The organism is Desulfofundulus sp. JL263-se (assembly GCF_056316025.1).
Map to the genome: position 1 here is coordinate 228,961 of NZ_CM149993.1, position 25,979 is coordinate 254,939.

The 25,979-nt window shown below is 50.1% G+C and carries 21 protein-coding genes and 1 riboswitch; all 21 genes read left to right on the forward strand.

From position 1 onward, the window contains the following. Positions 1 to 40: 40 nt before the first annotated feature. Positions 41 to 1,150: a hypothetical protein gene (locus ACX4JR_RS01200; RefSeq protein WP_476059237.1), complete on the forward strand. Its 1,110-nt coding sequence runs from the start codon at positions 41 to 43 to the stop codon at positions 1,148 to 1,150. 130 nt (positions 1,151 to 1,280) lie between these two features. Next, complete coding sequence (locus ACX4JR_RS01205; protein ID WP_476059238.1) at positions 1,281 to 2,000, forward strand: STAS domain-containing protein; 720 nt, start codon at positions 1,281 to 1,283, stop codon at positions 1,998 to 2,000. Continuing rightward, positions 1,937 to 2,371: an STAS domain-containing protein gene (locus ACX4JR_RS01210; protein WP_476059239.1), complete on the forward strand. Its 435-nt coding sequence runs from the start codon at positions 1,937 to 1,939 to the stop codon at positions 2,369 to 2,371. The genes ACX4JR_RS01205 and ACX4JR_RS01210 overlap by 64 nt, the downstream gene beginning before the upstream one ends. Before the next feature lie 24 nt (positions 2,372 to 2,395). Next, positions 2,396 to 2,824: an anti-sigma regulatory factor gene (locus ACX4JR_RS01215; protein ID WP_476059240.1), complete on the forward strand. Its 429-nt coding sequence runs from the start codon at positions 2,396 to 2,398 to the stop codon at positions 2,822 to 2,824. After that, positions 2,821 to 3,747 (forward strand): PP2C family serine/threonine-protein phosphatase, encoded by a 927-nt coding sequence (locus tag ACX4JR_RS01220; RefSeq protein WP_476059241.1) that lies wholly within the window; start codon positions 2,821 to 2,823, stop codon positions 3,745 to 3,747. Before ACX4JR_RS01215 ends, ACX4JR_RS01220 begins: the two co-directional genes overlap by 4 nt. Beyond that, entirely contained in the window at positions 3,744 to 4,532 is a 789-nt protein-coding gene (locus ACX4JR_RS01225) for a GGDEF domain-containing protein (RefSeq protein ID WP_476059242.1), read from the forward strand. Before ACX4JR_RS01220 ends, ACX4JR_RS01225 begins: the two co-directional genes overlap by 4 nt. A 15-nt stretch (positions 4,533 to 4,547) precedes the next feature. After that, entirely contained in the window at positions 4,548 to 6,272 is a 1,725-nt protein-coding gene (locus ACX4JR_RS01230; protein ID WP_476059243.1) for an EAL domain-containing protein, read from the forward strand. Positions 6,273 to 6,559: 287 nt separating this feature from the next. Continuing rightward, positions 6,560 to 8,083: a hypothetical protein gene (locus tag ACX4JR_RS01235; RefSeq protein WP_476059244.1), complete on the forward strand. Its 1,524-nt coding sequence runs from the start codon at positions 6,560 to 6,562 to the stop codon at positions 8,081 to 8,083. A 178-nt stretch (positions 8,084 to 8,261) separates the two neighbouring features. After that, positions 8,262 to 8,550: riboswitch (cobalamin riboswitch) on the forward strand. 157 nt (positions 8,551 to 8,707) lie between these two features. Then, entirely contained in the window at positions 8,708 to 12,655 is a 3,948-nt protein-coding gene (locus ACX4JR_RS01240; RefSeq protein ID WP_476059245.1) for an S-layer homology domain-containing protein, read from the forward strand. A gap of 151 nt (positions 12,656 to 12,806) precedes the next feature. Further along, positions 12,807 to 13,097: a hypothetical protein gene (locus tag ACX4JR_RS01245; protein WP_476059246.1), complete on the forward strand. Its 291-nt coding sequence runs from the start codon at positions 12,807 to 12,809 to the stop codon at positions 13,095 to 13,097. A gap of 86 nt (positions 13,098 to 13,183) precedes the next feature. Next, complete coding sequence (locus tag ACX4JR_RS01250) at positions 13,184 to 14,398, forward strand: DUF4430 domain-containing protein (protein ID WP_476059247.1); 1,215 nt, start codon at positions 13,184 to 13,186, stop codon at positions 14,396 to 14,398. Between the two features lie 16 nt (positions 14,399 to 14,414). Next, entirely contained in the window at positions 14,415 to 15,338 is a 924-nt protein-coding gene (locus ACX4JR_RS01255) for an energy-coupling factor transporter transmembrane component T family protein (RefSeq protein WP_476059248.1), read from the forward strand. Continuing rightward, a complete protein-coding gene (locus tag ACX4JR_RS01260) occupies positions 15,311 to 16,993 on the forward strand; it encodes an ABC transporter ATP-binding protein (RefSeq protein WP_476059249.1) in 1,683 nt (560 codons plus the stop codon). The genes ACX4JR_RS01255 and ACX4JR_RS01260 overlap by 28 nt, the downstream gene beginning before the upstream one ends. Positions 16,994 to 17,006: 13 nt before the next feature. Continuing rightward, positions 17,007 to 18,542: an S-layer homology domain-containing protein gene (locus ACX4JR_RS01265; RefSeq protein ID WP_476059250.1), complete on the forward strand. Its 1,536-nt coding sequence runs from the start codon at positions 17,007 to 17,009 to the stop codon at positions 18,540 to 18,542. Beyond that, positions 18,539 to 19,303 (forward strand): ECF transporter S component, encoded by a 765-nt coding sequence (locus tag ACX4JR_RS01270; RefSeq protein ID WP_476059251.1) that lies wholly within the window; start codon positions 18,539 to 18,541, stop codon positions 19,301 to 19,303. Before ACX4JR_RS01265 ends, ACX4JR_RS01270 begins: the two co-directional genes overlap by 4 nt. 312 nt (positions 19,304 to 19,615) lie before the next feature. Beyond that, positions 19,616 to 19,906, forward strand: coding sequence for a hypothetical protein (locus ACX4JR_RS01275; protein ID WP_476059252.1), 291 nt, complete (start codon positions 19,616 to 19,618; stop codon positions 19,904 to 19,906). Between the two features lie 3 nt (positions 19,907 to 19,909). Beyond that, complete coding sequence (locus ACX4JR_RS01280) at positions 19,910 to 21,529, forward strand: ABC transporter substrate-binding protein (protein WP_476059253.1); 1,620 nt, start codon at positions 19,910 to 19,912, stop codon at positions 21,527 to 21,529. 181 nt (positions 21,530 to 21,710) lie between these two features. Then, a complete protein-coding gene (locus ACX4JR_RS01285; protein WP_476059254.1) occupies positions 21,711 to 22,682 on the forward strand; it encodes an ABC transporter permease in 972 nt (323 codons plus the stop codon). Beyond that, positions 22,672 to 23,526 (forward strand): ABC transporter permease, encoded by an 855-nt coding sequence (locus ACX4JR_RS01290; RefSeq protein WP_476059255.1) that lies wholly within the window; start codon positions 22,672 to 22,674, stop codon positions 23,524 to 23,526. Before ACX4JR_RS01285 ends, ACX4JR_RS01290 begins: the two co-directional genes overlap by 11 nt. Beyond that, positions 23,513 to 25,351, forward strand: a complete 1,839-nt coding sequence (locus ACX4JR_RS01295; protein WP_476059256.1) for an ABC transporter ATP-binding protein — start codon at positions 23,513 to 23,515, stop codon at positions 25,349 to 25,351. The genes ACX4JR_RS01290 and ACX4JR_RS01295 overlap by 14 nt, the downstream gene beginning before the upstream one ends. Beyond that, positions 25,348 to 25,836, forward strand: coding sequence for a PocR ligand-binding domain-containing protein (locus ACX4JR_RS01300; RefSeq protein ID WP_476059257.1), 489 nt, complete (start codon positions 25,348 to 25,350; stop codon positions 25,834 to 25,836). Before ACX4JR_RS01295 ends, ACX4JR_RS01300 begins: the two co-directional genes overlap by 4 nt. The last annotated feature ends 143 nt before the right edge of the window (positions 25,837 to 25,979 follow it).

Genomic DNA, 25,979 nt, shown 5'->3' on the forward strand with positions numbered 1-25,979 from the left:
CCCGGCCTGCCCGGGGATTTTCTTTGAAGGAGCTGCTCTTATGTCCGTGTTTCAGCTGCCTTTGCTGGTGGACAAACTGCCCCTGCGGGAGCGGGCATTATTTGAAAGGATTTACGAAACAGACAGCTTGCCCGGCCGCCTGGAACTGCCGGAGGGTATGCGGGATTGGGCTGCGGAAAGGTTCGGCAGCGTGGAGGAAGTGGAAAACCAGAGGATTGTGCGGGTGACCAACCTGGTTACCGGTGAGGGGGTGCTGTTCAATCACCTCCGCGGCCGCCGGCCCCTGGGGGCCCGCCAAAGCAAGAACCTGGACTTCCTGGTGGAGGAACAAAGGCAGGGCTGTCCCTTTTGCGCGCCCGGGGAGCGTACTCCCCGGGACTTGTTCGGGCGCATTCGGGGGGAACACTGTATTACCGCGGCCAACGTGGCCAAGTACGACGGGTATCACGGGCTGGTCATCCCCCGGGAACATCATCCCTTAAAATTTGACGAGGCCATGGTGGAAGATTATTTTCAAGTGGCGGCCCGCTGGTTCTCGGCGGCCCACCGGCATGCCGCCGGGGAGGGCGACAGTACGGCCCGTTATCCCTTTCTCATGTGGAACTGCCTGTGGCCCGCCGGCTCGTCGGTGGTGCACGGCCACCTGCAGCTTACCCTCACCCGGGGGCGGCATTATCCCCGGGTGGACTGGCTGCGGCGGTGCGCCCGGCAATATGCACAGAATTACGGCGATGACTACTTCGAAGACCTGTTTGCCCTGCACCAGGCCCTGGGGCTGGGGTGGATGGAGAACGGCTGCCGCCTGCTGGTGGTACTGACTCCCATTAAAGAAAAGGAAACCTGGATTTTCCTGCCTCCCGGCCCGGTCACCCCGGAAAGACTCGGCCGGGCGGGCCGGGCAGTGGGCGGGGTGCTGAACCGTTTGATAAAGAAGGCCGGGCTCAACAGTTTTAACGCGGCCCTCTGCCTGCCGCCCCTGGCGGGAGATGACGGGGAATGGGCGCAATTTCCCCTTATCGCCCGCCTGGTGGACCGCGGCAGCGTATTCCACCGTACCGCCGACTTCGGGGCCATGGAGCTTTACGCCGCCAGCGTGATTGCCTCCGATCCCTTTGCCGTGGCGCGGCTGCTGCGCTTGGGGAAGGGTTAAAACGGAATTGTGCAAAACCCTTATATAGCAGGAGTTGTGATAATGGTGTAGAATAATAAAAAGAATTGTTGATAAATGTAATCTTTAATTGCTAAGATGTGGCCAAAGGTTGTTGAAAGGAGTTTACTTTATGAAGGCCTTTATAATTGATCATTTGGAAGAGCTGGTGGGCCTGCTTTCGTCGGGCTCTCAGGAAGAGGGGCATTGGCGGGAAATTTTGGTTAGTGCGGCGGAGTGCGGGGATAGCGACGAATTTGAAGCTAAGGTGCTGGAGCCGGTTACCCTCTTGCTGCACGAGCAGGGGGAGGAGGATTTTGCCGGCAAGGTGTTCAAGCTGCGGAAGCGGGTGGAAGGTTTTCCCATTGATCGCCTTTTGCGGGTGGCGTTGAAGCTTAGTGGGGAAATGCGCCTGGTTACCGCCCAGGACAACGAGCTCATGAGCAAGATGATTTCCGAACTGGCCACCCCGGTTATAGACATATGGGAAAATGTACTGCTGGTGCCCCTTATTGGTACCCTGGATAGTGAACGGGCCCAAAATATGGCGGAAAAGGTTTTGGTACATACCTCGAAGAGCGGATCCAAGGTGGTTATTATCGATATTACCGGCGTACCCGTGATTGACACGGTTACCGGAGGTTATCTTATCGAGATGTTCAACGGGATAAAGCTGTTGGGTGCCGAGGTCGTGCTTTGCGGCATAAAACCCGACATTGCCCAAACCCTGGTGAAGCTGGATATTGATCTCACTATGGTTACCATCAAGAGAAATTTGGAGGACGCCCTGTGGTATGCTACCGAGGCCACGGGATATTGGTCGCAGCATCCGATGAAGGAGAAAGGGGCATAAGAATGAAGCGGGTTGTGCCGACCATCAAGTTCAATCATTATCTTCTGGTTCCCATACAGATAGAACTGGACGACAGTACGGTAGATGCCCTGCAGGAACAGGTTTTACGCGAAATTGATGAATATGGTGTGAAGGCCATTATCATGGATGTAAGCATGGTCGACATTATAGATAGTTATATTTCTTTTAGTCTTTCCGAGACGGCTACTATGGCCATGATGATGGGATGTACCATGGTAATTTGCGGTATCCAGCCACAGGTGGCCCTCACCCTGGCCCAAATGGGTGTACAGTTGAAAAATATAAAAGTGGCAAGAGACCTGGAACATGCTTTAGAAATGCTGAGCGATACCGTCCCGGGGTATAAGTAGATGTAAGGGCTGGGAGTGGTAAACGTGTTTAAGCTTGATCCTTCCGAATACGATATTGTGGTAAAGATAAAGGGTGAGGGAGATGTAGCCATAGCGCGCCGTATGGCCAAACAGTTCGTGGAAAATGCGGGATTTTCCCTGGCTGACGTGACCAAGATTGCCACTGCAGTATCTGAGCTTTCCCGTAATATTTACCGTTATGCCGGCAGCGGCGAAGTTTATATGCGAAGGAAGGAAGTGAACGGTGTACCGGTGGTGGAGATAGCGGCAGCAGACCGGGGACCCGGCATTGAAGATGTAGATCTGGTGATGATCAGGGGCTATACTTCCTCCAAGAAGAGTTTGGGCTTGGGTCTTTGTGGTGTGCGCCGGCTCATGGACCATTTCGAAATTACCACGGGAAAGGGGCAGGGTACCCTGGTGGTGGTGGAAAAGAGGAGGCGCAAGTTTTGAGAGATTTCGGAAGGGTCAGGGTTATCTCCCGGGAGGACCTGGTCATCCTGGAGTACCGTCTGGCCAGTTTTTTTATGCCTCCGGGCCGGCAGCAGGGGCGGGAGTGCGTAGAAAAGGTCCGGGCGGTGGCCCGGTGTTTGGTGGAAGCCGGGATACCGGCGGATTTTTCCTTTAAAATTGAAAACTGCAGATTGGTATTGATAGTGGAGAGCCGGGAGGGACTTCCTCCGTCTGGTTTTTTGCGCATATTATGCAACGGTGGCTGGGAACTCGAAGTTAACGCTAGGGAAGAAGGGTGGATGGTAAAGGTAGGTTTTGAGTGTTTCAACCGCGTGACCGGCCAGTGGACGTGGGGGGTTGCCAGCAGGCCTCATTACAGGGAAACAGTGGGAGGAGACCTGGTTGTTTGCAGGCCCTCGGGTGCCGGTCTTCTGGTGGCGGTGGTGGATGTTTTGGGACACGGCAGGGCCGCTCACCGGGTGGCCGCTCAATTGGAGGAATATTTACAGGTTGCGGATGAGGATGTGAGAGGTCTATATTTGAAGCTGAGCCGGATATCGGCTGCGGGTGGCCGGGGCTGCGCCCTTTTTTTGGCGAACCTTGTGCAAGACACCATGTTCTATCTGGGTGTGGGAAACATCCGGGCCTGGCTGGTGGAGAAAAATGGCCATATCAGAGGTATCCCGTTGAAGGCCGGCGTGGTGGGGCGTTTCCAACCGGATGTCCGGGAATCCCGGGAACTGGTGCCGGTGCAGGTTACGCTGGTGGTGTGTACCGACGGTATCAAACGGGGTTTTACTCCCCTGGGCCTGGCCTGGGTAGGCCTGTTGGAGCCCGAGATGGCGGCCAGGCGCATCCTGGGTGAATACGGCATGAAAGAAGACGATGCCAGCGTGCTGGTGGTGAGGAGAGGGGAACCATGATCGACAGAATGTCTGATTTTGTTACCATGTACCGGGATTACCTGGAACGGTACATATTTGGCGGCGGAGCCGAAGACGTTTTGCTGGATGCTTATAACGCGGTGGTTAATTTTCTGGACGAGTCCACCGCCCAGGCGGCGAACATCCTGGATATCCACGACCTGGCGCTGAAAGACGCCCTGGGAGTACGGCGGGATAACGACAAGGTTCAGTGGATTTACATTCGCAGGGCTACTGAGTTTCTGGCTCAAATTCTTATCATCACCGACTCTTTCCTGCTGGCTTTGAGGGACAGCGTGGAGCGGGATCACCTCACCGGGTTGTACAACCGGCTGGCCCTGGAGAGGATTTTTCGCCGCCTGGTAATACGCAAAGGTATGTTTCTGGCCCTGGCCATGCTGGACATTGATAATTTTAAAGATGTTAATGACCGCTACGGCCACCTGGTTGGGGACGATGTGTTGCGCAGGTTGGGGGTCATATTGGCCGGGTCGTTGCGGGGCGACGACGTGGTAGTCCGTTTCGGAGGGGAGGAGTTTGTGCTGCTCTTTCCCGACACCAGTTACGAGCAGGTAGGAATACCTTTGAACCGCATTTTAAATAAAATTGCGGCCGAAGAATTTACTGAAGTGGGTTCCATTACGGTTAGCATTGGTGTGGCGGAACTGGTTGAGGATCAACCCTCAAATCTGAACGAATTATTATATTTTGCAGATAAGGCTTTGTACCGGGCCAAAGTAGAAGGTAAGAACAGGGTTATATACTATCGTAATGTACGGGAGTAGACGGGATGGATTGTCATGGACGTGTTTTGTGATCTAATCAAAACAATGGGTGTTGAGCAGGAAAAGGGCCGGGTTATTGCTGAATTGGATGAAAAGTTGGTAAGCGAAATCATTGTGGACTGTTACCGGGAGATTCTAAATTCTTTGGGCTGTTCGAAATTTGCCTCCAGGGAAGTGGAGCTTTTGGCCGACGGTATTTTGGAAGTACTGCGGGGAGAGCTTTCCAGCAGCGCCTTTGCCCGGCGGGTTAGTGCAGGCCGGGTTTTCGGCCGGTTGGGTTGCGGGGTGGAGTATCTCCCGGCGTTGTATACCAGGGTGCTCCAGCGTTTATCGGCTTTATTGTTGGAGAAAAAACTGAATTGCGAAAGGGCCCGGCCGGTGGTCGACGAGCTTATTAAGAGGTTGGGTTTGGACATGTCGCTTATCATCATTGGCTACCGGGACGCGGTATTGGCCGACGGCGAGCCCCTGTATCAGGTGGATCCGCTTACCGGGCTGTGCAATCGCATACAGTTTGAAAGGAAGTTTTATAACCTGCTTTCTTACTCCCGGTTGAAGGGAGAGCACCTCAGTCTGATTATTGTGGATATTGACGGCATTCGGCTGATTAATAACATTTACGGTTACCCCGTGGGTGATTTGGCCATCCGCGCCCTGGTGGAGACGGTGAGGGAAGTTGTGCCCTGGGCGGATCTGATGGCCCGCATAGGCGGAGATGAACTGGGAGTTGTTTTGTGTGGGGTAAACCTGGATGAAGGTCTGCATTATGGCGAGGAAATCCGCCGGCAGGTGGGGGAAATACGGCTTCGCCCGGGGGGGGACGAAGTGTATTTGACGGCAAGCGTCGGGGTTGCGGAGTATCCCTGTCACGGCGAGGGCATGGAGGATTTGATCAGTGCCGCCGAACTGGCGGTAATCCGGGCCAAGCGCCTGGGCAAGGACCGGGTGGAGACCATTCAGCACGGACGGGGGCCCGAGGAAGTGGCCCTGTTGCACGAAAAAGTGATATACCTCCGTGAAAGGTTACGAGAAAAGGACTGTGTTATCCCTTATTTCCAACCCATCGTAAATTTGGAGAGCGGGGATATTCTGGGCTACGAGGTGTTGGCCCGCATCCGGGACGGGGACAAAGTGATACCTGCCGCTTTGTTTATAGAGGCCGCAGAATACGGCGGGTTGGTGTCGGAGGTTGACAACGAGGTTTTATTTAAGGCCTTCCGAACTAAGCGAGAAGCGGGTCTTACAGGCAAGAAGCTGTTTATCAACGTATCCATGCGCGAGGTAGAGCGGGGGGATATATTAAAGCGCCTGGAGAAGATGGCTTTGTTTCACGACATTGATTTAAGGGATGTGGTGGTGGAAATTACCGAGCGGGAGGCTTTGAGGGACACCGCCCGGGCCCGGAGCTTTACGGAAGTCCTGCGCAAGCGGGGCATGCAGATGGCCATAGACGACTTCGGCAGCGGCTTTTCTTCTTTTTTGTATCTATGGATGTTCAAGTGTCAATACGTAAAGATTGAAGGAAGTTTGGTTAAGGAAATTTGCAACAACGAGAAGAGCAGAGTGATTGTCGAGCATATTGTAGGGCTGGCCAAAAGTATGGGCGTGGAACCGGTAGCCGAGTTTGTGGAAAATAAGCAAATTATGGAGACTCTGCTCGAGATGGGGGTAAAGTACGGCCAGGGCTACTACTTGGGGCGTCCCTCTCCGAAACTGGTAGGGGAGGTACGGGATATTTAGTCATCACTGGTTTCCTTTGACTCCCGCATGGCGTCCGGCCGGGCGGCCTGGGAGGTTCTTATCTGCTAATAGTTGACACACACGGGAGCTTAAAAAGGTTGCATTACAACTTGATATAAATGTAAAATATATAATTAAAAGCTGGCTATTTATGGGGTCGCCCAAAAGGTGCACTCGCAAGTAAGTAGGTTCCAGCAGGCAAGGCTTTGCTTAGCCGTTGTTTGCTGGAAATTTTTATTTTACCGGCAGCAACTCAATTGATTAGACATAATTTTGGGGGTTTCAAAATGGGTTGCAACATGAATTTAAAGTCGGCTGGGGAGCATAATTTTGAATTCAGGGAAGCATTGCACACCGCTTGCTTGATAGCCCTGGCAGTGTTATATATTGGTAGTCACCTGGTTACAAGTCATGTACTTACGACGGTTACGGAAATATTAGCAGTGATTACGTTAGCCGAGTCATTACCATTAGCCCGGGGTATTCCACGCAATATTTCCCTGATACTGTTGGTACTTGGAATTATTTTAATATATTCCAACGATGCCGGCTTGTTTACCTGGCTTAAAGCTTTCGGGCAAAATGTTGGCATAATTACATTACTTGTCCTGGTACCACAGCTGGCTATTCCTTTGCGGTGGGAACGTTATACACATGCCCTGGCTGACTTCTACCGTGCCAGTGTTAATAATAACTGGCGGCTTTACCTGTATTCCACTTTAATGACTCATTTCCTGGGTGTTATATTGAACGTTGGTTCAGTGGTAGTGATGTATAACCTGGTAAAAGATAAACTCTACGGAGACAACGGGCGCATAGTTTTAAATGCAATCAACAGGGGATTTGCCAATTGTGTCATGTGGTCCCCGTATTCTGCCATCATGGCAGTGGTTCTTGGTAAACTGCATGTGACATGGGCTTCGGTGGTGCTCGTGAACTTTCCACTGGCTATGATCGCTTTTGCTGGTGGGTTTTTAATGGTTTTTTTTGGGGGAATTTTTCCACGAAAAAATTACCTTTACCAGGCCAGGCTTGGCTTGGAAAATTTCCCCCAAAATTTTGGGGGAATTTTTCCACGAAAAAATTACCTTTACCAGGCCAGGCTTGGCTTGGAAAATTTCCCCCAGTGGAAAAACCAAAATTCCGAACAAATTAAATCAAAACTTAAACCAGATAATCGCGCCGTTTTATTAACAATGATTTTTACAGGAATGGGTATTACCGTGGCTATGTTATTGGTGGAATGGATAACCGGTTTAAATATGATTTTAATTGTATGCTTAGTTGCTACATTGTTTCCCTTGTTTTGGTCGTTTTTGCCCGGTCATAAAGAGATTTACAAGGAGGGGATGAGAAATTACTTCCAGGTTACTCTCCCCTTGTTGCGCGGGGAAGTGGTTTTGTTCTTAAGTGCCGGTTTTTTTGCTGCTTCCTTTGCTAACAGTGAGGCCGGTAAATATATTATCACCATGTTACAAGTAATGGCCGGTTATGGCCAGCTGGTAATAGAGTTAACCATTCTTTTGGCTATTGTAATATTAGCCATTGCTGGCGTTCATCCAGTGGTTTCCGCTAGTATATTAGCCAGCAGCCTTGACCCGCCGGCAATAGGCTTACCTGCTGAGAGCTTGGCGGCAATTCTTGTTATGAGCTGTGCCATTGCAAATGTAAGTTCACCTTCTACAGCTGTTAACATGATGCTTAGCAGGTTTTCGGGAAGAAACCCCATAGAAATAAGTTTGCGCTGGAATATACGGTACGTGGCTGTAACCGGTTTAATGCTCAGCTTTATTGTCAGTATAATATTTTAAATTTGGGCAGGCCCGGATCTATTAGGATAAGGTGGTGTCCGGTAATGGTAAAATATCGGGAAGTTATTTTGTAGACTTAATTAACTATAGTAAGATTGGTGATAGGGAAGTTGAATATGTTGACAATATAGTAAAACTGTGTTATGTTTTCTTCAAGTTAACTAACTATTTTACAAAAAATATTATAAAAGGAACAGGTGCTTTTACCGGAAGGTAAGGCTTAAAAGGGAAGCCGGTGCAAATCCGGCGCGGTCCCCGCCACTGTGATGGGGAGAGGTTTCACATCAAGTCACTGTTTGGTCCAGCACTCAACGGTTCGCAAAGTATTGTAACGGCGTTGGTTATTTTTTGGGTAATATTCACTTACTTTGAGTAACTAAAAGTATCATTGAGTGCTGGACTGGATGGGAAGACGTGAAATCTCGATGAACCTGAGCCAGGAGACCTGCCTGTTCCGCCAAACTGCCGGCGCCTACGGGTGATGGGGAGGTGGTTGTTTTTATGCCCAGTTAGGGATTGAACCCCCGGCCTTTTTGTAGGCCGGGGTTTTTTGATAGGGGGAGATACCTTGTTAGAGGAAATACCGTGGTTTAAAAAGCAGGTTTCTAGTTGGGGGTTAGAGAAATGTTACCAAGAAAAAATGTTCTTTTAACAGTTGTAGTAATATCAATTTTTTGCTTAGTATTTGCAAATAATGTACAAGCTGCAGATATTAGTAGTTTAACTCAGGAACGAATTGATAAGGCAATAGACTACTTATACGGACAATATAATGAAAATGGAGAGAACATAAGCGAACTGGCGGCGGAAGCCCTGGCGGCAGCCGGGGAAGACCTGGACAGCAGTGGGTGGAGTAAAACGCTAAAAAAACTAATTATCGAAGATGCCAAAAAGATAGATAAAAACAGCAAGGTGGCGACAATTGGCAAGACAATACTGCTGCTGAATACGCTGGGAGATACTTCCGGTGAAAAAGAGAGACTGGCAGGGCTTTTGAAGGATCTGCAGGGGGAAGAAGGAAACTTTGGCGCGACGGTATACGAGCACGTGTGGCCGGTAATGGCGCTATCTGAGATGGGGGCTTTGGACGCAGAGCATCTGGATGTGACAAAAGCAGAAGAATGGCTGCTGGGCCAGCGGCTCAACAACGGTACCGGCGTGTGGGGATATACCTATGGAGGGACAGAATATGAAGATGTGGATGCTACGAGCTGGGCGATAAGAGCGCTGGCGGGTTTTCCGGATGCAATGGAGCAGGGTTCGGACTGCTACCGGGCCATACAGGACGGTTTAGCCTTTTTAAAGAGCAAACAAGGGACAAAAGGAGAAATAAGCAACTGGGACCCGGGAGTATCCACAGCGGAAGCGGTGCTTACCCTGCTGAAACTTGGTATAGACCCGCAGGGAGAGAACTGGACGGTAACGGATGAAGTATACGGTGAAAAAAACCTGATTACCTACCTGCTAAGTGACGAGGCACAAAATGATGACGGCAGCTTTGGGCCATATGCTAACGTGATGGGAACCTTTGCCCCACTCAAGGCGCTGGCAGCGTTCAAAGTGTCAGAATTCAATAATGGAGATTTAAATAGTGAAATAGATACAAAGATTGCCAGTGCTATTTCGTACCTATATAAAAAATTCTGCGAAGACAGAACTAACATAAGTGAACTGGCGGCGGAAGCCCTGGCGGCAGCCGGGGAAGACCTGGACAGCAGTGGGTGGAGTAAAACGCTAAAAAAACTAATTATCGAAGATGCCAAAAAGATAGATAAAAACAGCAAGGTGGCGACAATTGGCAAGACAATACTGCTGCTGAATACGCTGGGAGATACTTCCGGTGAAAAAGAGAGACTGGCAGGGCTTTTGAAGGATCTGCAGGGGGAAGAAGGAAACTTTGGCGCGACGGTATACGAGCACGTGTGGCCGGTAATGGCGCTATCTGAGATGGGGGCTTTGGACGCAGAGCATCTGGATGTGACAAAAGCAGAAGAATGGCTGCTGGGCCAGCGGCTCAACAACGGTACCGGCGTGTGGGGATATACCTATGGAGGGACAGAATATGAAGATGTGGATGCTACGAGCTGGGCGATAAGAGCGCTGGCGGGTTTTCCGGATGCAATGGAGCAGGGTTCGGACTGCTACCGGGCCATACAGGACGGTTTAGCCTTTTTAAAGAGCAAACAAGGGACAAAAGGAGAAATAAGCAACTGGGACCCGGGAGTATCCACAGCGGAAGCGGTGCTTACCCTGCTGAAACTTGGTATAGACCCGCAGGGAGAGAACTGGACGGTAACGGATGAAGTATACGGTGAAAAAAACCTGATTACCTACCTGCTAAGTGACGAGGCGCAAAATGATGACGGCAGCTTTGGGCCATATGCTAACGTGATGGGAACCTTTGCCCCGCTCAAGGCGCTGGCAGCGTTCAAAGCGTCAGAATTCTGCGAGGGCGGAATTGACCAGGGAGATCAAGAAGGGGACAGTGACAGCAATGATAATTCCGAAGGAACAACTTTACCGCAAAGAACAGAGGTTTGGGTTGCCGTTGTAGGAAAACAGGGTAATTTTTGGTTTGCTCCCGGGAAAGTAATTCTTTATCCAGATAATAAATTTGGCATTACAGCAATGGGAGCTTTGGACGCAACCGGCCTGGATTGGGAGTTTTCAAACGAATGTTATGGCTTTGTTGTTAGAATAGAGAGTGATGAGAATGAAGGAATGAGCGGTTGGATGTATAAGGTTAATGATTCTGTACCAAATGTTCTGGCCTGCGATAAAACGATCGATGATGGAGACCGGGTTATCTGGTGGTACAGTACGGACCCAAGTTCCAGCGGCCCGGACTGGGACAGTTTAACCAGCGGCAGTTATAAAGTGGAAAGCCCGGTCACGCTGGAGGACGCTGTCGATAAGGCAGCCGATATACAGAACAGGCTTGCTGCTAAAACAATAAAGCCTTCCGCTGCGGTAAAAGAAATTAAAGAATTATTCAAAACCATAGAATATGAACTCCAGTCTACAGAGATAGATGCTGCAGATGCAAGTACAACGGTCAAGTACATTATGGATAATATAATCGCCTCTTTGCTTGAAGTCGATATTGACCAGGCTGTAGAGGCTTTGAAGTCAGTAATAAGCGAGGGGATAAAAGTTGTACTGGCCAGGCCCGATGCGGCTGATGTGGCAGGGGAACTCAAAAACAGCCTTGCCTCTCAGATCCAAAATATAATCACCAAGACAACTACAATTTCACCGTCGCAGCTGGAAATATCCGGCTCCGATATAAGTCTGCCCGCCGATATTTTGAGACAGAAGTTAGACCAAATTGACCGCCTGCAGCGGGAATTGCCTGACATTCTTAGCGACGGCTTGCAGGAATTGGCCGGGCTGGTCCAAACACCGGCCCAACAACTTGAAATGGATCTTGCCGGGGTTGCGGGACAGGAAGCAAAAATGGAGTTAATAATTGATGATAATGCAGCCAGGGAATTAGCGGAAAGCGGGTTAAAGCTGGCTGTCAGGGTGGACGACGGGCTTGCTATTATGTTGTCCGGAAAAGAGCGGGCTTTTCGTCAAACGGCTTTTATCAAAGATGAATGGATAAAACTGGCTGCCCGGGATGACAGCATTTTGCCCGGCTTGCTTGCATCTGGTCTTGTTTCCCGGAATACAGGAGGTTATGTATTGTCGGTGTCCCGGTTAGATTCTTCCGCGGCAGATAAATTGGCCCGGGATGCAAAAACCAATTCATCATCATACTTAACCCTGCGCCCCGTGGGTAAAGCGTATGTGATAAACATTAAGGACCCGGTGAGTAAAAAGGTTGTTAGAAAGCTGGCCGAACCTATAGAACTACAAATGAGTTACCGGGGATTAACCGAAAACCCAGAGATTACCGGCGCCTACAGGCATGAGGACGGTAAGTTTATATTCGTTGGGGCAAAGCTGGACAAATCCAAAGAAATAATAAGTGCTGAAGCCCGGGCTTGTGGTACCTATACTTTGCTGGAATATGATAGGAAATTTGCTGACCTCGCAGGTCACTGGGCTGAAGGGGATATCCGGGTATTAAGTGCAAGGCACATTGTGGGCGGCATTACTCCTTCTACTTTCGCACCGGCCTTGAAGGCAACCAGGGCACAGTGCGCTGCTCTGCTGGTTCGCGCGCTGGACGTGCCGGAAAATGATGTTAACCCTGGATTTACCGATGTTCCCGATGGTGTGTGGTATGCGGGTGCTGTTGCTGCAGCTGCCGGGGTGGGTATTGTAAAGGGAACGTCAGCCAATACGTTTTCTCCTGACAAGCCTGTTTCCCGGGCTGAGCTGGCAGTAATGCTCAGCCGAGTGCTGGAAAATAAAACAGACCGGGAGGTTCCTGATGTTAATGCAACATTGAGCCAGTATATTGATGCCGGCTTCGTTCCTGACTGGGCCAAAGAGGGAATGGCCCTTGCCGTGGAAAGCGGTATTCTTAACGGTCGCACGGCAGATACCCTTGTTCCGAACGGTATTGTTAATCGGGCTGAAATGGCCGTTGTAATAAGTCGATTACTTGAACAAATTGAATAAATTAAAAGAATTAAAGCACACTGCCAGCTGTATGTAGCTGGTAGTGTGCGTATTGATTCAGTTATTAATTCAGTTGGCAGGGGCGAATATTTTTTTTATAGGTGAGGGCCGGCCAAATCTTGAGTTTAGGTTTAAAGCGGGGAGGGTTAAAATGGACATATTGCCAAAACGTTATTACCGGGTGGTTATGCGCCATGATAACTGGGAAAAGTGGGGCAGGTGTATTCACCTGAGTTTAAGGAAACTGGTGGAAGAAGAAAAGCAGTATTATAAAGGGTGGGAAGATAAAGATGTGCCGACCCACCGGGTAGCTTTTTATGATTTTGAATTTTATCGCGTCTTGGAAGGAAGGATCAAGAAAGAAACAGAAAATATGCTGGTTTTCGATGTGGGCGGAGGAAAAGAGTATGAATTTTCGCTCTTTAAGCCTCTTTCCAGTTAGAAAAATTGACCGAACATGTTGGGGATAATATGCACATATTTCTTTACAATGTTCCGTTTACAAGACAGGGAGGAAACGAGGCAGGGATGAAACGAAATTGCTTGTTATTTTTGTTACCGATTTTCATATTATTAACTTTAACCGCTTGTACAGGTAAGGGACCCGTTGAGGAACCAGGCAGTGTAGTCATTGGTAAGGCGGGGGTGGAGGAAAAGTCAGGGCAACATGCACCCGGTGAAGCTGAAATAAAGGGTGATAGTGCCAGGGAAAAACCAGGTACCCCGGGTAACAATGATGATAAAGAGTCGGCTCAAGCAATAAACTCACGGGAAAAGAAAAACGGTATACAGGAGAAAAAAGGAGATTCCATAACAATTAAAGAAAATCTTCCTGAAAAGCCTGGGACCGCCGGGAGTAAAGTTCAAACTGCAACGGTTCCCAAAGGTGATAATGTAATCCTGTGGGTAACCAGGGATTTTGGAAGAAAATCCATTTTAAATAAAACGGTAGCACTGAAAAAAGATTGGTCAGTGTTTGATGTCCTGGAAGCAAATGCCCGGATAACCACAGCCCACGGCGGCGGTTTTATAGAGAGTATCAACGGGATAAAATCTGATTTCGGCGGTTTCAGCGGCAAGAAAAAGGACTGGTTTTACTACGTAAATGGAGTATTTGCCGACGTGGGGGCACTGGATTATTACCTCCGGCCGGGGGATGTTGTCTGGTGGGACTACCATGGGTGGGAGAGAATGTCTGTATTTCCCGCAGTTATCGGCTGCTATCCCGAGCCCTTTGTGCACGGGTACAGGGGGAAGGCCGGGCCCGCCGTTATCGCGAGTTCTGAAGGTAACAGGGACCTGGCCGGTAACTTGCAGAGGGCATTAAAGGCTCAAGGGGCGGCTTCCGTAAGCGTTAAGAATCTGGATGCCGGACTTTTAGAAAAAAGGCAGGGCCCAACCATTGTGCTGGGAGAGTGGAGTGAATTAAGCCAGGTTGACTGGCTGGCCAATCTAAACAAGGCGTATGCAAAAAACGGTACCTCCGTGCATTTTACCGGTGACGGGGTGGAGCTGCTGGATTACAGGGGACAGGTTGCCCGGACGGTTAAGGGGAGTGCCGGGGTTATAGTGGCCACCGGTGAGGGCAGTGGAGACGGGAATCCCCTGTGGCTGGTCGCCGGTACTGACCGGGAAGGCCTGTGCCGGGCAGTGGAGGTGCTGGTTAAAAGTCCCGGCAGGATTTCCAGAATGTACGGCGCGGTGATTGTAAACGGGGAAGTTATTCAGTTACCGTTACAATAAATTTTAAAGAAACGGGATGAAGCATATGCTGGCCTACCGTGAAAAGGATAACTTGCTTCACAAGCTCCACCCCCTCACGGCGGTGACCTATGTTGCCGCAATTGTTATTTTATCCTTAATTTTTTCCCACCCCGTTTACCTGCTGGGTCTTCTCCTGGCGGTGGGAGCGTCTATTGCCGCTTCCGACAATCTCCGGGAGTGGAAGCCTTACCTGCTGGTAAGCCTGGGAATGGTTGCGGTAATCATGCTGGTTAACGCCGTTTTTGTCCGGGCCGGTTCCACCGTGCTGCTTTACGGTCCGTGGGTTCCCGGGCTGGGTAAAATTAAAATAACCCTGGAGGCCGTATGTTTCGGTGCCGTCATGGGTGTCCGTTTGCTGGTAATTATCAGCGCATTTTGTCTCTATGCCCATGCCGTGCACCCCGATAAAGTATTAAAGTTATTCAGCAGGTTCGGCAGCAAATCCGTTCTGGCCGTAACTCTTTCCACCAGGTTATTTCCCCTGATGGCCCGGGATGCCCTTAGAATAGCCGAGGTACAGCGCTGCCGCGGTGTGAAGCTGGATACGGGCAGCCGGTGGCAGCGGCTTAAAAACCGGCTGCCCATAATAAATGTGCTTTTGTTATCATCTCTGGAGCGCTCCCTTCAGGTGGCCGAATCTATGCAGGCCAGGGGATATGGCAGCGGTAAGAGAACTTATTATTCCCGCGATTTGTGGCGGCCCAGGGATTTCTTGATCCTTTCTGCCGTGGCCGTTTCCCTGGTGGCCGGAATAATGGCGGCCCTGCAGGGGTGGTCCGGTTATACCTATTACCCCCGGTTGGAAGAGTTTCGTTTAGATGAACTCAAAATGGCAATTCTCGTAGCATTAACTTTAACAGTACCGGCGGTGCTGGGCTGGGGGTGGAAAAAATGGCCTTTATTAAAATCAAAGATTTAACGTATTATTACCCAAATACGGACAAACCGGCCCTGAATAAAATAAACCTGGAAATTCCCGGGGGGCAGTTTGTCCTGCTGGTGGGCGGGTCCGGCTGTGGAAAATCTACCTTAATCCGTGCCATAGCCGGCCTCGTTCCGGATTTTTACGGGGGAAGTTACGGGGGCAAGGTTTATATTAATGATAAAGAAGTTCGGCAAATGGAGCGGCGCAGCCTGGTTCAGCAGGTGGGGGTGGTGTTCCAGGACCCGGAGAGCCAGCTGGTCATGACCAATGTGGAACAGGAAATTGCTTTCGGGCTGGAAAACCTGGGCCTGCCCAACAGCCTGATGAAGCGGCGGGTAATGGAAGTTACCGGCGCCCTGGCGCTGTCCGGTTGTTTACACAATTTTATCCCGGAATTATCGGGAGGGCAGAAGCAAAAAGTCGCCCTGGCTTCCGTTTTGGCCATGCAGCCGGAAATACTGGTACTGGATGAACCCACCTCTCAGCTGGATCCCGTGGCCGGTGAGGAAATACTTACTATGGTTAAGCGGCTTAACGAGGAAAACGGCATTACAGTTATCCTGGTGGAACAGCGCCTGGAAAGGTGCTTTCACCTGGCCGACAGGGTGCTGGTTATGGAAAGCGGGCGCATTTTGTACGACGGTGCCCCGGATGCGGCGGCCCGGTGGGCGGTAAAAAACGATTCACCCTTTGTTCCCCCGCTGGCCAGGTTGTTTGCGGGCGCGGGTTACCCGGACGTACCGCTGACCGTTAAGCGGGGAAGGGAAATTCTCAGGTCTTATTACCCGCTTTCGGGCCTGAGTGTGCAGGCTTCAAAGATAAAAAACCCGGGACCGGGCGGGGATGAGTGCCTGGTGGACATACAAAATCTCTGGTTTACTTATCCCAACGGCAAAGAGGCGTTAAAGAATATAAATCTCAAAATCAGGCCCGGTGATTTCATTGTAATAATGGGAGGAAATGCAGCGGGGAAAACCACCCTGCTGAAAAATATAAACGGGCTTTTAAAACCCGGCAGGGGACAGGTGAAAGTTTTAAACCGGGATACCAAAAAGTTATCCGTGGAAGAACTGGCTTCCACCGTGGGTTACTTATCCCAGGACCCCAATGATTATTTATTCCTGTCCACCGTGCGGGAAGAATTGGCCTTTACCCTGAACAATTTGGGCCTGCCCGATAACGGGATCAGTAAAGAAATTCTTAGCCGGCTGCAATTGACTCCCCACGCGGGTGTCTTTCCCCGGGATTTAAGTGCCGGGGAACGCCAGCGGGTGGCCCTGGCTTCCGTTTTGGTAGCCAGGCCCAGGCTGCTGTTGCTGGATGAACCCACCAGGGGGCTGGATTACCGGCTTAAAGCGGCATTGGGAAATATCCTCCGGGAGTTACAGAAAGAAGGAACTGCCATTGTGGTTGTTACCCACGATGTGGAATTTGCCGCGGAATATGCCGATTGTATTGTATTAATGGCCGAAGGTACCATAGTTGCCGGGGGAAGCAAATACCAGATGCTCACCCGCTCCACTTTTTATTCACCGCAGGTTAGTAAGTTATTCAACAATATAGTGGACGGGGTGGTAACCCTCAAGGAGGGCTCCGAGGTACTGGCGCAACTGGTAAAGTCAAGGGAATGTCAAATCTCTTCTGGTTAAGGGGGTGTTCTTCGTGAAAACCGGGAAAAGTATCATTTGCATAAGTACTGTACTGTTGCTGGTTTTTACAATTGCCAGTGCTGCTCTGGCAAATAACCCGTTTCCGAAACAACGGGTCGAACAGAGCATTAAAAAAGCCGTAAACTACCTGCATAATATCCAAAATGATGACGGGGGGTTTCCGGTAACGGAAGGGCGCGGCAGCAGCCCGGCTGTAACTGCCTGGGTTGTGATGGCCCTGGCCGCCGCGGGGGAGGACGTCACCGCTAAAAAGTGGGTCCCTTCCGGGCGAAATCCCGTGGATTACCTGGAGAATTGCGAAGATTTCCCGGAGTCCACCGGTGACTGTGCCCGCACCCTGCTGGCCCTGACGGCTGCCGGCCGGGGTACGGTTTATAAAGGCGTGGACCTGGCCGAAAAAATTACCTCCTTTCAGCAGGACAGCGGCCAGTTTGCTCAGCCGGCCCGGGGAGAGCAGGGTTTTATAAACTATCACATGTGGTCAATTTTGGCCCTTGCCTCAGCCGGGTGGGAAATTCCGAACAGGGAGCGGGCCAGGGAGTGGCTGCTGGCCCGGCAGAACGAAGACGGCGGCTTCGGCTGGGCCGAGGGGGCGGACAGCGACCCGGATGATACGGGGGTGGCCCTGCAGGCCCTGGTTTTGCTGGGTGAGGACCCGAAAAGTTCCCCGGCTGTAAGAGACGCCCTGAACTATTTAAAAAGCTGCCAGGAGGAAGACGGCGGCTTCAGCTGGGAGGGTAATAAGTCCAATGCCGCCACCGGTGCCTGGGTGTTACAGGGGTTGCTTGCCGCCGGTGAAAACCCGGCCGGTGCGGAATGGTCCGTAAACGGAAAAAATGCTGTAGCCCATCTTTTAAGCTTACAGGGTTCTGACGGTTCCTTTAACTGGATGCCCGGGGTAAAATCATCACCGGTGATGATGACGGCCTATGCAATAATGGCTTTGGCCCAAAAGCCGTTTCCGGTAAATATTGATTACAGTGCGGGAATGCCTGAAGTTAAGGCCGCCGGAATATTTTCCGACCTTTCTCCCGCCCACTGGGCTTATAATGCCATCATGGAATTGGCAGAGGAAAAAGTATTAAGCGGGTACCCTGACGGGACCTTTAAGCCGGGGAAGCCGGTGACCAGGGCCGAATTCACCAAATATATGGTTTACGGCCTGGGGTATCAGAGTATAGAGAGTAATGCCGCCCGGAGGTTTACAGACGTGCCGGAGGGCCACTGGGCCCGCGGGGTTATCTCCGTTGCAGTTGATAAGGGATATGCCAGCGGCAGGCCGGGCGGGATTTTTGATCCCGGCGGCAAAATAACCGGGGCGGAGCTGGCCTCCATGCTGGCAAGGGCCTTGCCGCCGGAAAAGCGGGACGGAGTCAAGGCCGGTCCGTACTGGTACTCGGCAAGCGTGCAGTTGGCCGGGGAAAACGGGTTGTTGTATCCCGGCTTTGATGCCCGGGCCAATGCCACCAGGGCCCAGTGTGCCTACAGTATTGCCCGGCTGAGGCATTTATTGAGGGTGAGCCCGTGAAACAGGTATATTTTACCTTATTTATTATATTTACCGGACTGTTGCTGGTCTTAAGTGTAATCCCGGTCAACCCTTTATATGACATTAATTTGGGGGAATTTTTCCACGAAAAAATTACCTTTACCAAGCCAGGCTTGGCTTGGAAAATTTCCCCCAAAATCTGGGTTTTATTTTCTGCGGTGATTATTGGCCTGGCCGTGCTGGCTTTTTTTTGGCGCTTTGAAAGAAGCGGGGCAACATCAAAGGAAGTTGCACTTATTGCAACCATGGCTTCCCTGGCAGCCGTTTCGAGGATACCCTTTGCTGCCATAATGAGTTTTCAGCCTACAACTTTTATTGTCATGATTACCGGTTACGTTTTTGGTGCTCAAACCGGGTTTATGGTGGGGGCCGTTGCCGCCCTGGCATCCAATTTCTTTTTGGGGCAGGGCCCGTGGACGCCCTGGCAGATGTTCTGCTGGGGCCTGTGCGGGGTCTCGGCGGCAGCGCTGGCGGGCAGGCTGAGAGAGTTCAAACCGGGTGCTTTTGTGATTTTGGCCGGGTTGTGGGGCTACCTGTTCGGCTGGATAATGAATATATGGCACTGGCTGGGTTTTGTTTACCCCTTAACGATAAAAACTTTTGCTGCCACTTATGTGGCCAGTTTTTCCTTTGATACTTTACACGCTGCGGGAAACGTTATCTTTTCTGTTTTGCTGGGAAAATCTTTTTACCAAATTTTGATGCGTTTTAAAAACAAAATGTTTGTTACTTATTTTTGATTTTCTCGACAAAAAGAAGGATTTTGTTCATTAAATGACGAAGCATCACTTATTACGAGGACGCTGGATGACCGAAGTCGTCCCATTATACGGCCGAAGCCGGCTTGGTAAGTAATTTCCATAAAAAATCGCAAATTTCGAATAGCTAAAACCATGAAGGTTTTACCTCCAGAAGGGGGTTCCTCATGGTTTTCTTTTTTGGGGCAGTAATCTGAACTGATTAAAAAATCAGAAAATAAATATATGTGCATTATGTCAAAAATGGTTGCGTGCGGAAAAGGAGGCTGATCTAAGTGCTCAAAGCAATTGTAAATGGGTTTTAGTGGATATCGAAGCCGGTGTGGAACATTCGGGCGGGGGATACTGGAAGGCGTTGATGTGATATTGATGGCGGCAGATCCTTCTCACGAAGCAGTCTTGCTGGCCGAAAAGGCGAAGAAACTAGCCGAAGAAGTCCAGAAAAGCTTTAAAGTTGTTTTAAACAAAGCAGGTGATACAACGGAACCTGTTTTGCGCCGGGAATTGGCGATGCGCAGTATTGAGATTGGTTTACCCGGCCGGCATGCTGAATATACCGAGATATTTTTAAGTAAAGGAGAATGATTTATGCATGGTAAGTTAAAATGGTTAAGGCAACTTTTTGCCCTGGGCGTGGTCCTGGGTTTGGTGGTTTTTGCGTTTGCAGGCTGTGGTGCAAAACAGACCGGCAGCGAAAATGCTTCCAGAAGTGGAAAAATCGACGTTTATACTATCGCCGATCCGACCGGAGACTGGGGTTTCCCCTCGCCTTATGCCCATTATTCCCGGGGCCCGGGTTATGTGAGGATGAGCTATATCTTCGATACCCTGGTATGGAAAGACGATCAGGGATACATTCCAGCTCTGGCCGAAAGCTGGGAATATCTGAAAGATGAAAATGCTTACTTGTTTAATCTGCGTAAAAACGTCAACTGGCATGACGGGCAAAAGTTTACCGCCAAGGACGTGGTGTTTACTTTTGACTATACGAAAAAACATCCCTATCAATGGGTTGATCCGGGTATTGTAAAAAAGGCAGAGGCTGTAGATGATTATACTTTAAAGCTTTACTTAAGTAAGCCATATGCTCCGTTTTTACACGCTGTAGCCGGCACGATGCCCATCCTTCCTGAACACATCTGGAAGGACGTACAAAATCCGGAGCAGTTCCAGCAAAAAGAAGCCTTGATTGGAACCGGGCCGTTTAAGCTGGTGGATTACAATAAAGCACAGGGAACTTATCTTTACGAGGCCTGTGATAATTATTACCAGGGCAAACCAAAGGTTGACCGGCTCAAGTTTGTCAAAATAAGCGGAGAAATGGCCGTCAGTGCCTTAAGGCAAAAGCAGGTTAATGCCGTACAGGTACCGCCTGAACTGGTAAAAGAACTGGAAAAGGAAGGATTTAAAGTTCTTGTGGGGTCTCATGACTGGGTTGCCAAACTGATGATTAATCATAAAAAGGAGCCTCTGGCCAGCAAAAAATTTCGCCAGGTACTGGCTTATGCCATTGACCGCCAGGCGCTGGTGGATACCTGCCTGAGAGGTCACGGGCTGGCAGGAAGCCCTGGCTTAGTCCCCTCTGATAATCCCTGGTTCAATCCCGAAATCAAGCAGTACCCGTACAACCCGGAAAAGGCAGGAGAAATTTTGGCCCGCCTGGGATATGTTAAAAAAGGTAATTATTATGAAAAGAACGGGAAGGTTCTGGAACTCGAGCTTTTGGTCGGCGGAGGCGGAATTGGCGTTCCGGGCGCCCCGCGGGAACGTGAAGGCGAGATGATTAAAGAGCAGCTGGAAAAAGCGGGAATCAAGATAAATCTGCGCAGTTTGGAGTCCAAGACATTGGACAGCATGGTGAACGAATGGAGGTTTGACCTTGCTTTGAGCGGCCACGGCGGGCTTGGTGGAGATCCCGAAATTTTAAACAAAGTAATCACCGGAAAGGGATTTAACAGTGTCAGGTACCAGAAAAGTGAAGACCTTACTAATCTTTTGAAACAACAACTTCAGGAAATGGACCAGGAAAGACGCAAAACCCTGGTGGGTCAGATCCAGGAAATTTATGCACAAGAAATGCCCTGCCTGTGCCTGTATTACCCCACCTGGTATTGGGCCCATGACGGTCAGGTAACCCTTTACTACACCAAACAGGGAATTGCTAGTGGTATTCCAATTCCTTTAAATAAGATGTCGTTTGTAAAGTAAGGAGTCCCGGATTAAGATGATTACAAAGGAAATGACAATCCTCAAAATATAGTAGAAAAATACCCTGAAGCTTTAAAAGTGTTTAAGATTTACGATGAGCTTTTTAAAGTTTGTTTCTGCTGTCAATCACTTTTTGATACTCTGGAGCAGGTATGTAATATTTCCAGGGGGGAACCGGGTTATGAACAAAGCAGGTTCTGCTGCTAATTATCTGGTAGCATTTCTCATTATTCTTACCTTAAACTTTTTGTTGCCGAGGTTGATGCCTGGCGACCCGCTGCAGGCCATCTACGGGGATGAAGCGCTGATAGCCATGACCCCGGATTTAAAGGCGGAATTGATCCGGCGATTTTCTTTAGATCGCTCCCTGAGCGAGCAGTTTGGTGCTTATGTTTTGTCGCTTTTGCGGGGAGACCTGGGGTATTCATATTACTACAACGCCCCGGTTTTAAAAGTTATCCTTGGTTCCCTTCCCTGGACGCTTTTACTTGCAGGGCTGGCCGTATTGATTTCGACCACCCTCGGTCTTATTTTGGGAATTGAATCCGGGTACAGGCGCGGCCGGGCCTTAGATGGGGTTTTGCTTACGGGGCTGATGTTTTTGAGCGGGTTTCCCGACTTTTTTGTAGGGATTTTGATGCTCCTCTTATTTGGCGTGGTCCTGGGTTTAGCACCTTTAGCCGGCGCGCTGACCCCTTATGCCGGGAAAAGCGGGCTGGTGCTGGTTTTAGATGCTTTGCACCACCTGGCACTGCCGCTTGCTGCCCTGGTTCTCGTGCGGGTGACGGGTACATATCTTTTGACACGTAATACGATGATTACCACTTTGGGTGAGGCTTTTATTTTAACGGCCATGGCCAAGGGCTGTCATGAGCGGGCCATAAGGTATCGGCACGCCGGGCGAAATTCTCTTTTGCCGGTGGTAACTGCCACGGGTTTGCAATTGGCCCATTCGGTAACAGGCGCCTTATTTATTGAAATTGTATTTTCTTACCCCGGGGTAGGCTTACTTCTTTACAATTCTTTGCTGGCACGTGATTATCCGCTTCTTCAAGGGATACTTCTGATGGTTACGGCTGTGATTTTGGCTACTAATTACTTAGTGGATTTATTATACACAAGACTTGATCCGAGGGTTGCTTATGCACATTAATTACTGGCAGGAGGTAAAGCAAAACAAGTTTGGCAGGATAGGCATTTTGATAATTTTTTTGCTGGCAACTCTGGCCATCTTTGCACCTGTACTCACTCCTTACCGGCCGGTTACTTATACTGGTTCTATTTTCAGTCCCCCGTCAGTACAGCACTTGCTGGGGACCAACGATGTAGGACAGGATATTTGGACACGTCTTCTTTACGGGGCACGCACATCACTTGCAGTCGGGTGCGGAGTTGCTTTGCTGTCTGCATTTTTTAGTACACTGGCCGGGAGTACGGCTGCGCTTTTTGGGGGTCTTTATGATCGTATTCTGATGCGCGTGGTAGATACCTTGATTGTTATCCCACCGGTTATTGTGGTAATTCTGGTGGCGTCCTATCTAAAACCCAACATCTTTCTATTGATTATTTTGCTTTCTACCTTCCTCTGGCCCGGCGGGGCAAGGGTGATTAGGGCTCAGACGCTTTCTTTAAAAGAAAGGATGCATGTTGCGGCGGCCCGCACTTTTGGAGCCGGCTGGCTGCACTTGCTTTTTTACCACATAATCCCCGATCTCGGCCCGGTAATAGTTGCTGCCATGATCCACGATGCGCGCCGGGCGGTGTTCATGGAAGCAGGGCTTTCCTTTTTAGGCATATCCGATCCTGCCATAATAAGCTGGGGCAAAATGATGCAACATGCATTAAAATTTTCATATTTAGATGCCTGGAAATGGTGGCTTTTGCCTGCAGGATTCGCTCTTTCGCTGACCATCATGGCTTTTGCGTTTATTGGTTATGCCCTCGAAAAAGCACTGAATCCTCGCTTGCGAAAAGGGGTAGACCATGCTGGAGATTAAAAATCTGAAGGTTTCTTACAACGGGTTTCCGGTGTTAAAAGATATTAATTTAACTTTAAATAAAGGAGAGTCTTTGTCCATTATTGGGGAATCAGGCACAGGGAAAACCACTCTGGGGTTAAGTATTCTGGGGTTGGTGGAAGGCAGGTGCACTGGTGAGATTATTATTGGAGGCAAAAACATATTGTCCTTATCAGAAGAAGAGCGCCGCCGGATCCGCGGCCGGCAAGTAGCCATGGTTTTTCAAAATGTGGAAGATGCCCTGCACCCGCTTTACACCGTATACGAGCAGATTGTGGAATCCATTCTGGTTCACGGGCAAAAAGATAAGATTTTAGCCGGAAAACGAGCCCGTGATCTATTAACCTTCGTTGGTCTTGATAACCGCCGCGCTAACGCTTATCCTCATCAACTCAGCGGTGGTGAGAAGCAAAGGGCGCTCATTTGCATGGCTCTGGCAAATGACCCTGAAGTTTTAATTTTAGATGAACCAACTGCTGCCCTGGATGCTTTAACAAAAGCAGAAATTATCACGCTGCTTCAAGAAGTGACGAAAGATAAAGCCACGCTGGTGATCTCCCACGATATTTCTGCTGCTGCCAGGCTTACGGACAATATGGCTGTTTTATATGGGGGTAGGATGGTTGAATGGAGTTCCACAAAGGATTTGCTGGAAACTCCGCTTCACCCATATACGCGGGGCCTTTTGCGATCTTATCCGAATATGACTACAACCAAAGATTTGCAGGGGATACCCGGCCGGATGGCGCATACGGTAGCAGGTTGCCCCTTTCACCCCCGGTGCACCCAGAGGATAGCTGTTTGCCGTGAGGAGGTACCGGAACTACAGGCTGCAGGCGGGCGCTTTGTTGCCTGCCACCGGGGCGGCATTGTGCCCTTGCTGGAAATAAAGAAATTAAGCAAGAGCTTCGATCATGTTAAGGCAGTGCAGGAAGTGGGATTTACCCTTTATGAAGGGGAGACTTTAGCACTTGTCGGGGAGAGTGGTTGCGGCAAAACAACTTTGGCCAAAACGATTATTGGCCTGTTTGAACCCGATCAGGGAGAAATATTCCTTGAAGGAGAAAAGGTTGCCCAGAGAAAGAAGGATTTTTATGAGCGTGTGCAGATGATTTTTCAGAACCCCGGGGAGTCCATCAGCCACCGTATGAACGTTTTTCAGGCGGTAAAAGAGCCCTTAGATGTGCAGGGAAGAGGTAATGAGGAAGAGAAACTCGAAGCGGTCAGGCGTGTTTTGGACGAGGTGGAGCTGCCTGCCGGAGATGATTTCTTGAAGAAATACCCTCATCATTTAAGTGGTGGTGAGGTGCAGAGGGTTGCCATCGCCCGCGCCCTGATTTTAAATCCCAAGCTTTTAATTGCTGATGAGCCGACCTCGGCATTAGATGCCAGCGTACAGGCCAAGATTTTAAAACTTCTCCTCAATCTTCAAGAAAAAAGGGGTTTGGCCCTGCTCTTAATCACTCATGACATTGCCCTTGCAAGAAAGGTCAGCGACCGGGTGGCTGTTATGCTGAAAGGGTGTATTGTCGAAGAAGGACCGGCCAGTGAGGTAATAAGCAAGCCCCTGCATCCTTATACGAAGTGCCTGGTGGAATCTGCACCTATCCTGGCAAAAGAACGTTCAGATTCCCAAGTTCTAAACGCGCGAGAAAAATGCAAATGCAGCAAACAAGAACCGGGTGCTGGAAAAGGGTGCCCTTTTACCCGGCGCTGTCCCGGGGCCTTGCCCCGTTGCTTTGAAGAAAAACCCAAATTAAAGGCTTGTTCTGCGCGTCGGGTAGCTTGCTTTCTTATCGAGTGAAAGAGGAAGAGCAGGTGGCAGCCTGTACTAACCAGCGTTCTAAGTTGATCTTGTGCAGATTTTGCGTACCCGGACAGCCGCTCGTTGCCGAGCCCGTTAACCTGTGTCCTTTCTGCGTCCTGCTTGACAGCAATCCGGAACGCGGGCCAGGTGCGCAGTTTGCGCGCGGCCTCTGCGAAGGCTGCTGTGGCTGCAGGGGAGGGGGTTCTTTACACCTGTATGCCGGGCTGGTGTACCTGGCGGTTCTCCTGCAGGTGAGTGGAGAGATCGTAGCCGTGGTGCTGGGCGGCAATGTGGCCCTGCGGCCGCCGGCAGGGGAGGTGGTGGCGCGGCTGGTCCGGGGAACGGGCCTTGACCCGGAAAAGTTTCAGGCGGCATCCGGAGCGATACCCATCTGGCCGGAAGAACGGCTCCGGACTGCCATGGTGCTGGTACAGGCAGCAACGGACACCGTGCCCCGGCAGTCACTAAGGCAGCCGCGTTGAGCGGTGAGGGGGATTCAAAGAGGCTGTGACCAAAAATTGACAATGGATAAACTTTAAGATACTATATATTTATAAATTAGCTTCTCTTGACCAGAGATTTCTGTGGTCCTGCTTTTTCGAGAAGAGGTGAATTTTTATCTTGC

Bases quoted from the DNA above. Each gene is read 5' to 3' on its own strand.
- ACX4JR_RS01200 (WP_476059237.1), top strand. From the start codon at position 41: ATGTCCGTGTTTCAGCTGCCTTTGCTGGTGGACAAACTGCCCCTGCGG.
- ACX4JR_RS01205 (WP_476059238.1), top strand. From the start codon at position 1,281: ATGAAGGCCTTTATAATTGATCATTTGGAAGAGCTGGTGGGCCTGCTT.
- ACX4JR_RS01225 (WP_476059242.1), top strand. From the start codon at position 3,744: ATGATCGACAGAATGTCTGATTTTGTTACCATGTACCGGGATTACCTG.
- ACX4JR_RS01230 (WP_476059243.1), top strand. From the start codon at position 4,548: ATGGACGTGTTTTGTGATCTAATCAAAACAATGGGTGTTGAGCAGGAA.
- ACX4JR_RS01235 (WP_476059244.1), top strand. From the start codon at position 6,560: ATGGGTTGCAACATGAATTTAAAGTCGGCTGGGGAGCATAATTTTGAA.
- ACX4JR_RS01240 (WP_476059245.1), top strand. From the start codon at position 8,708: ATGTTACCAAGAAAAAATGTTCTTTTAACAGTTGTAGTAATATCAATT.
- ACX4JR_RS01245 (WP_476059246.1), top strand. From the start codon at position 12,807: ATGGACATATTGCCAAAACGTTATTACCGGGTGGTTATGCGCCATGAT.
- ACX4JR_RS01250 (WP_476059247.1), top strand. From the start codon at position 13,184: ATGAAACGAAATTGCTTGTTATTTTTGTTACCGATTTTCATATTATTA.
- ACX4JR_RS01255 (WP_476059248.1), top strand. From the start codon at position 14,415: ATGAAGCATATGCTGGCCTACCGTGAAAAGGATAACTTGCTTCACAAG.
- ACX4JR_RS01260 (WP_476059249.1), top strand. From the start codon at position 15,311: ATGGCCTTTATTAAAATCAAAGATTTAACGTATTATTACCCAAATACG.
- ACX4JR_RS01275 (WP_476059252.1), top strand. From the start codon at position 19,616: ATGGGTTTTAGTGGATATCGAAGCCGGTGTGGAACATTCGGGCGGGGG.
- ACX4JR_RS01280 (WP_476059253.1), top strand. From the start codon at position 19,910: ATGCATGGTAAGTTAAAATGGTTAAGGCAACTTTTTGCCCTGGGCGTG.
- ACX4JR_RS01285 (WP_476059254.1), top strand. From the start codon at position 21,711: ATGAACAAAGCAGGTTCTGCTGCTAATTATCTGGTAGCATTTCTCATT.
- ACX4JR_RS01290 (WP_476059255.1), top strand. From the start codon at position 22,672: ATGCACATTAATTACTGGCAGGAGGTAAAGCAAAACAAGTTTGGCAGG.
- ACX4JR_RS01295 (WP_476059256.1), top strand. From the start codon at position 23,513: ATGCTGGAGATTAAAAATCTGAAGGTTTCTTACAACGGGTTTCCGGTG.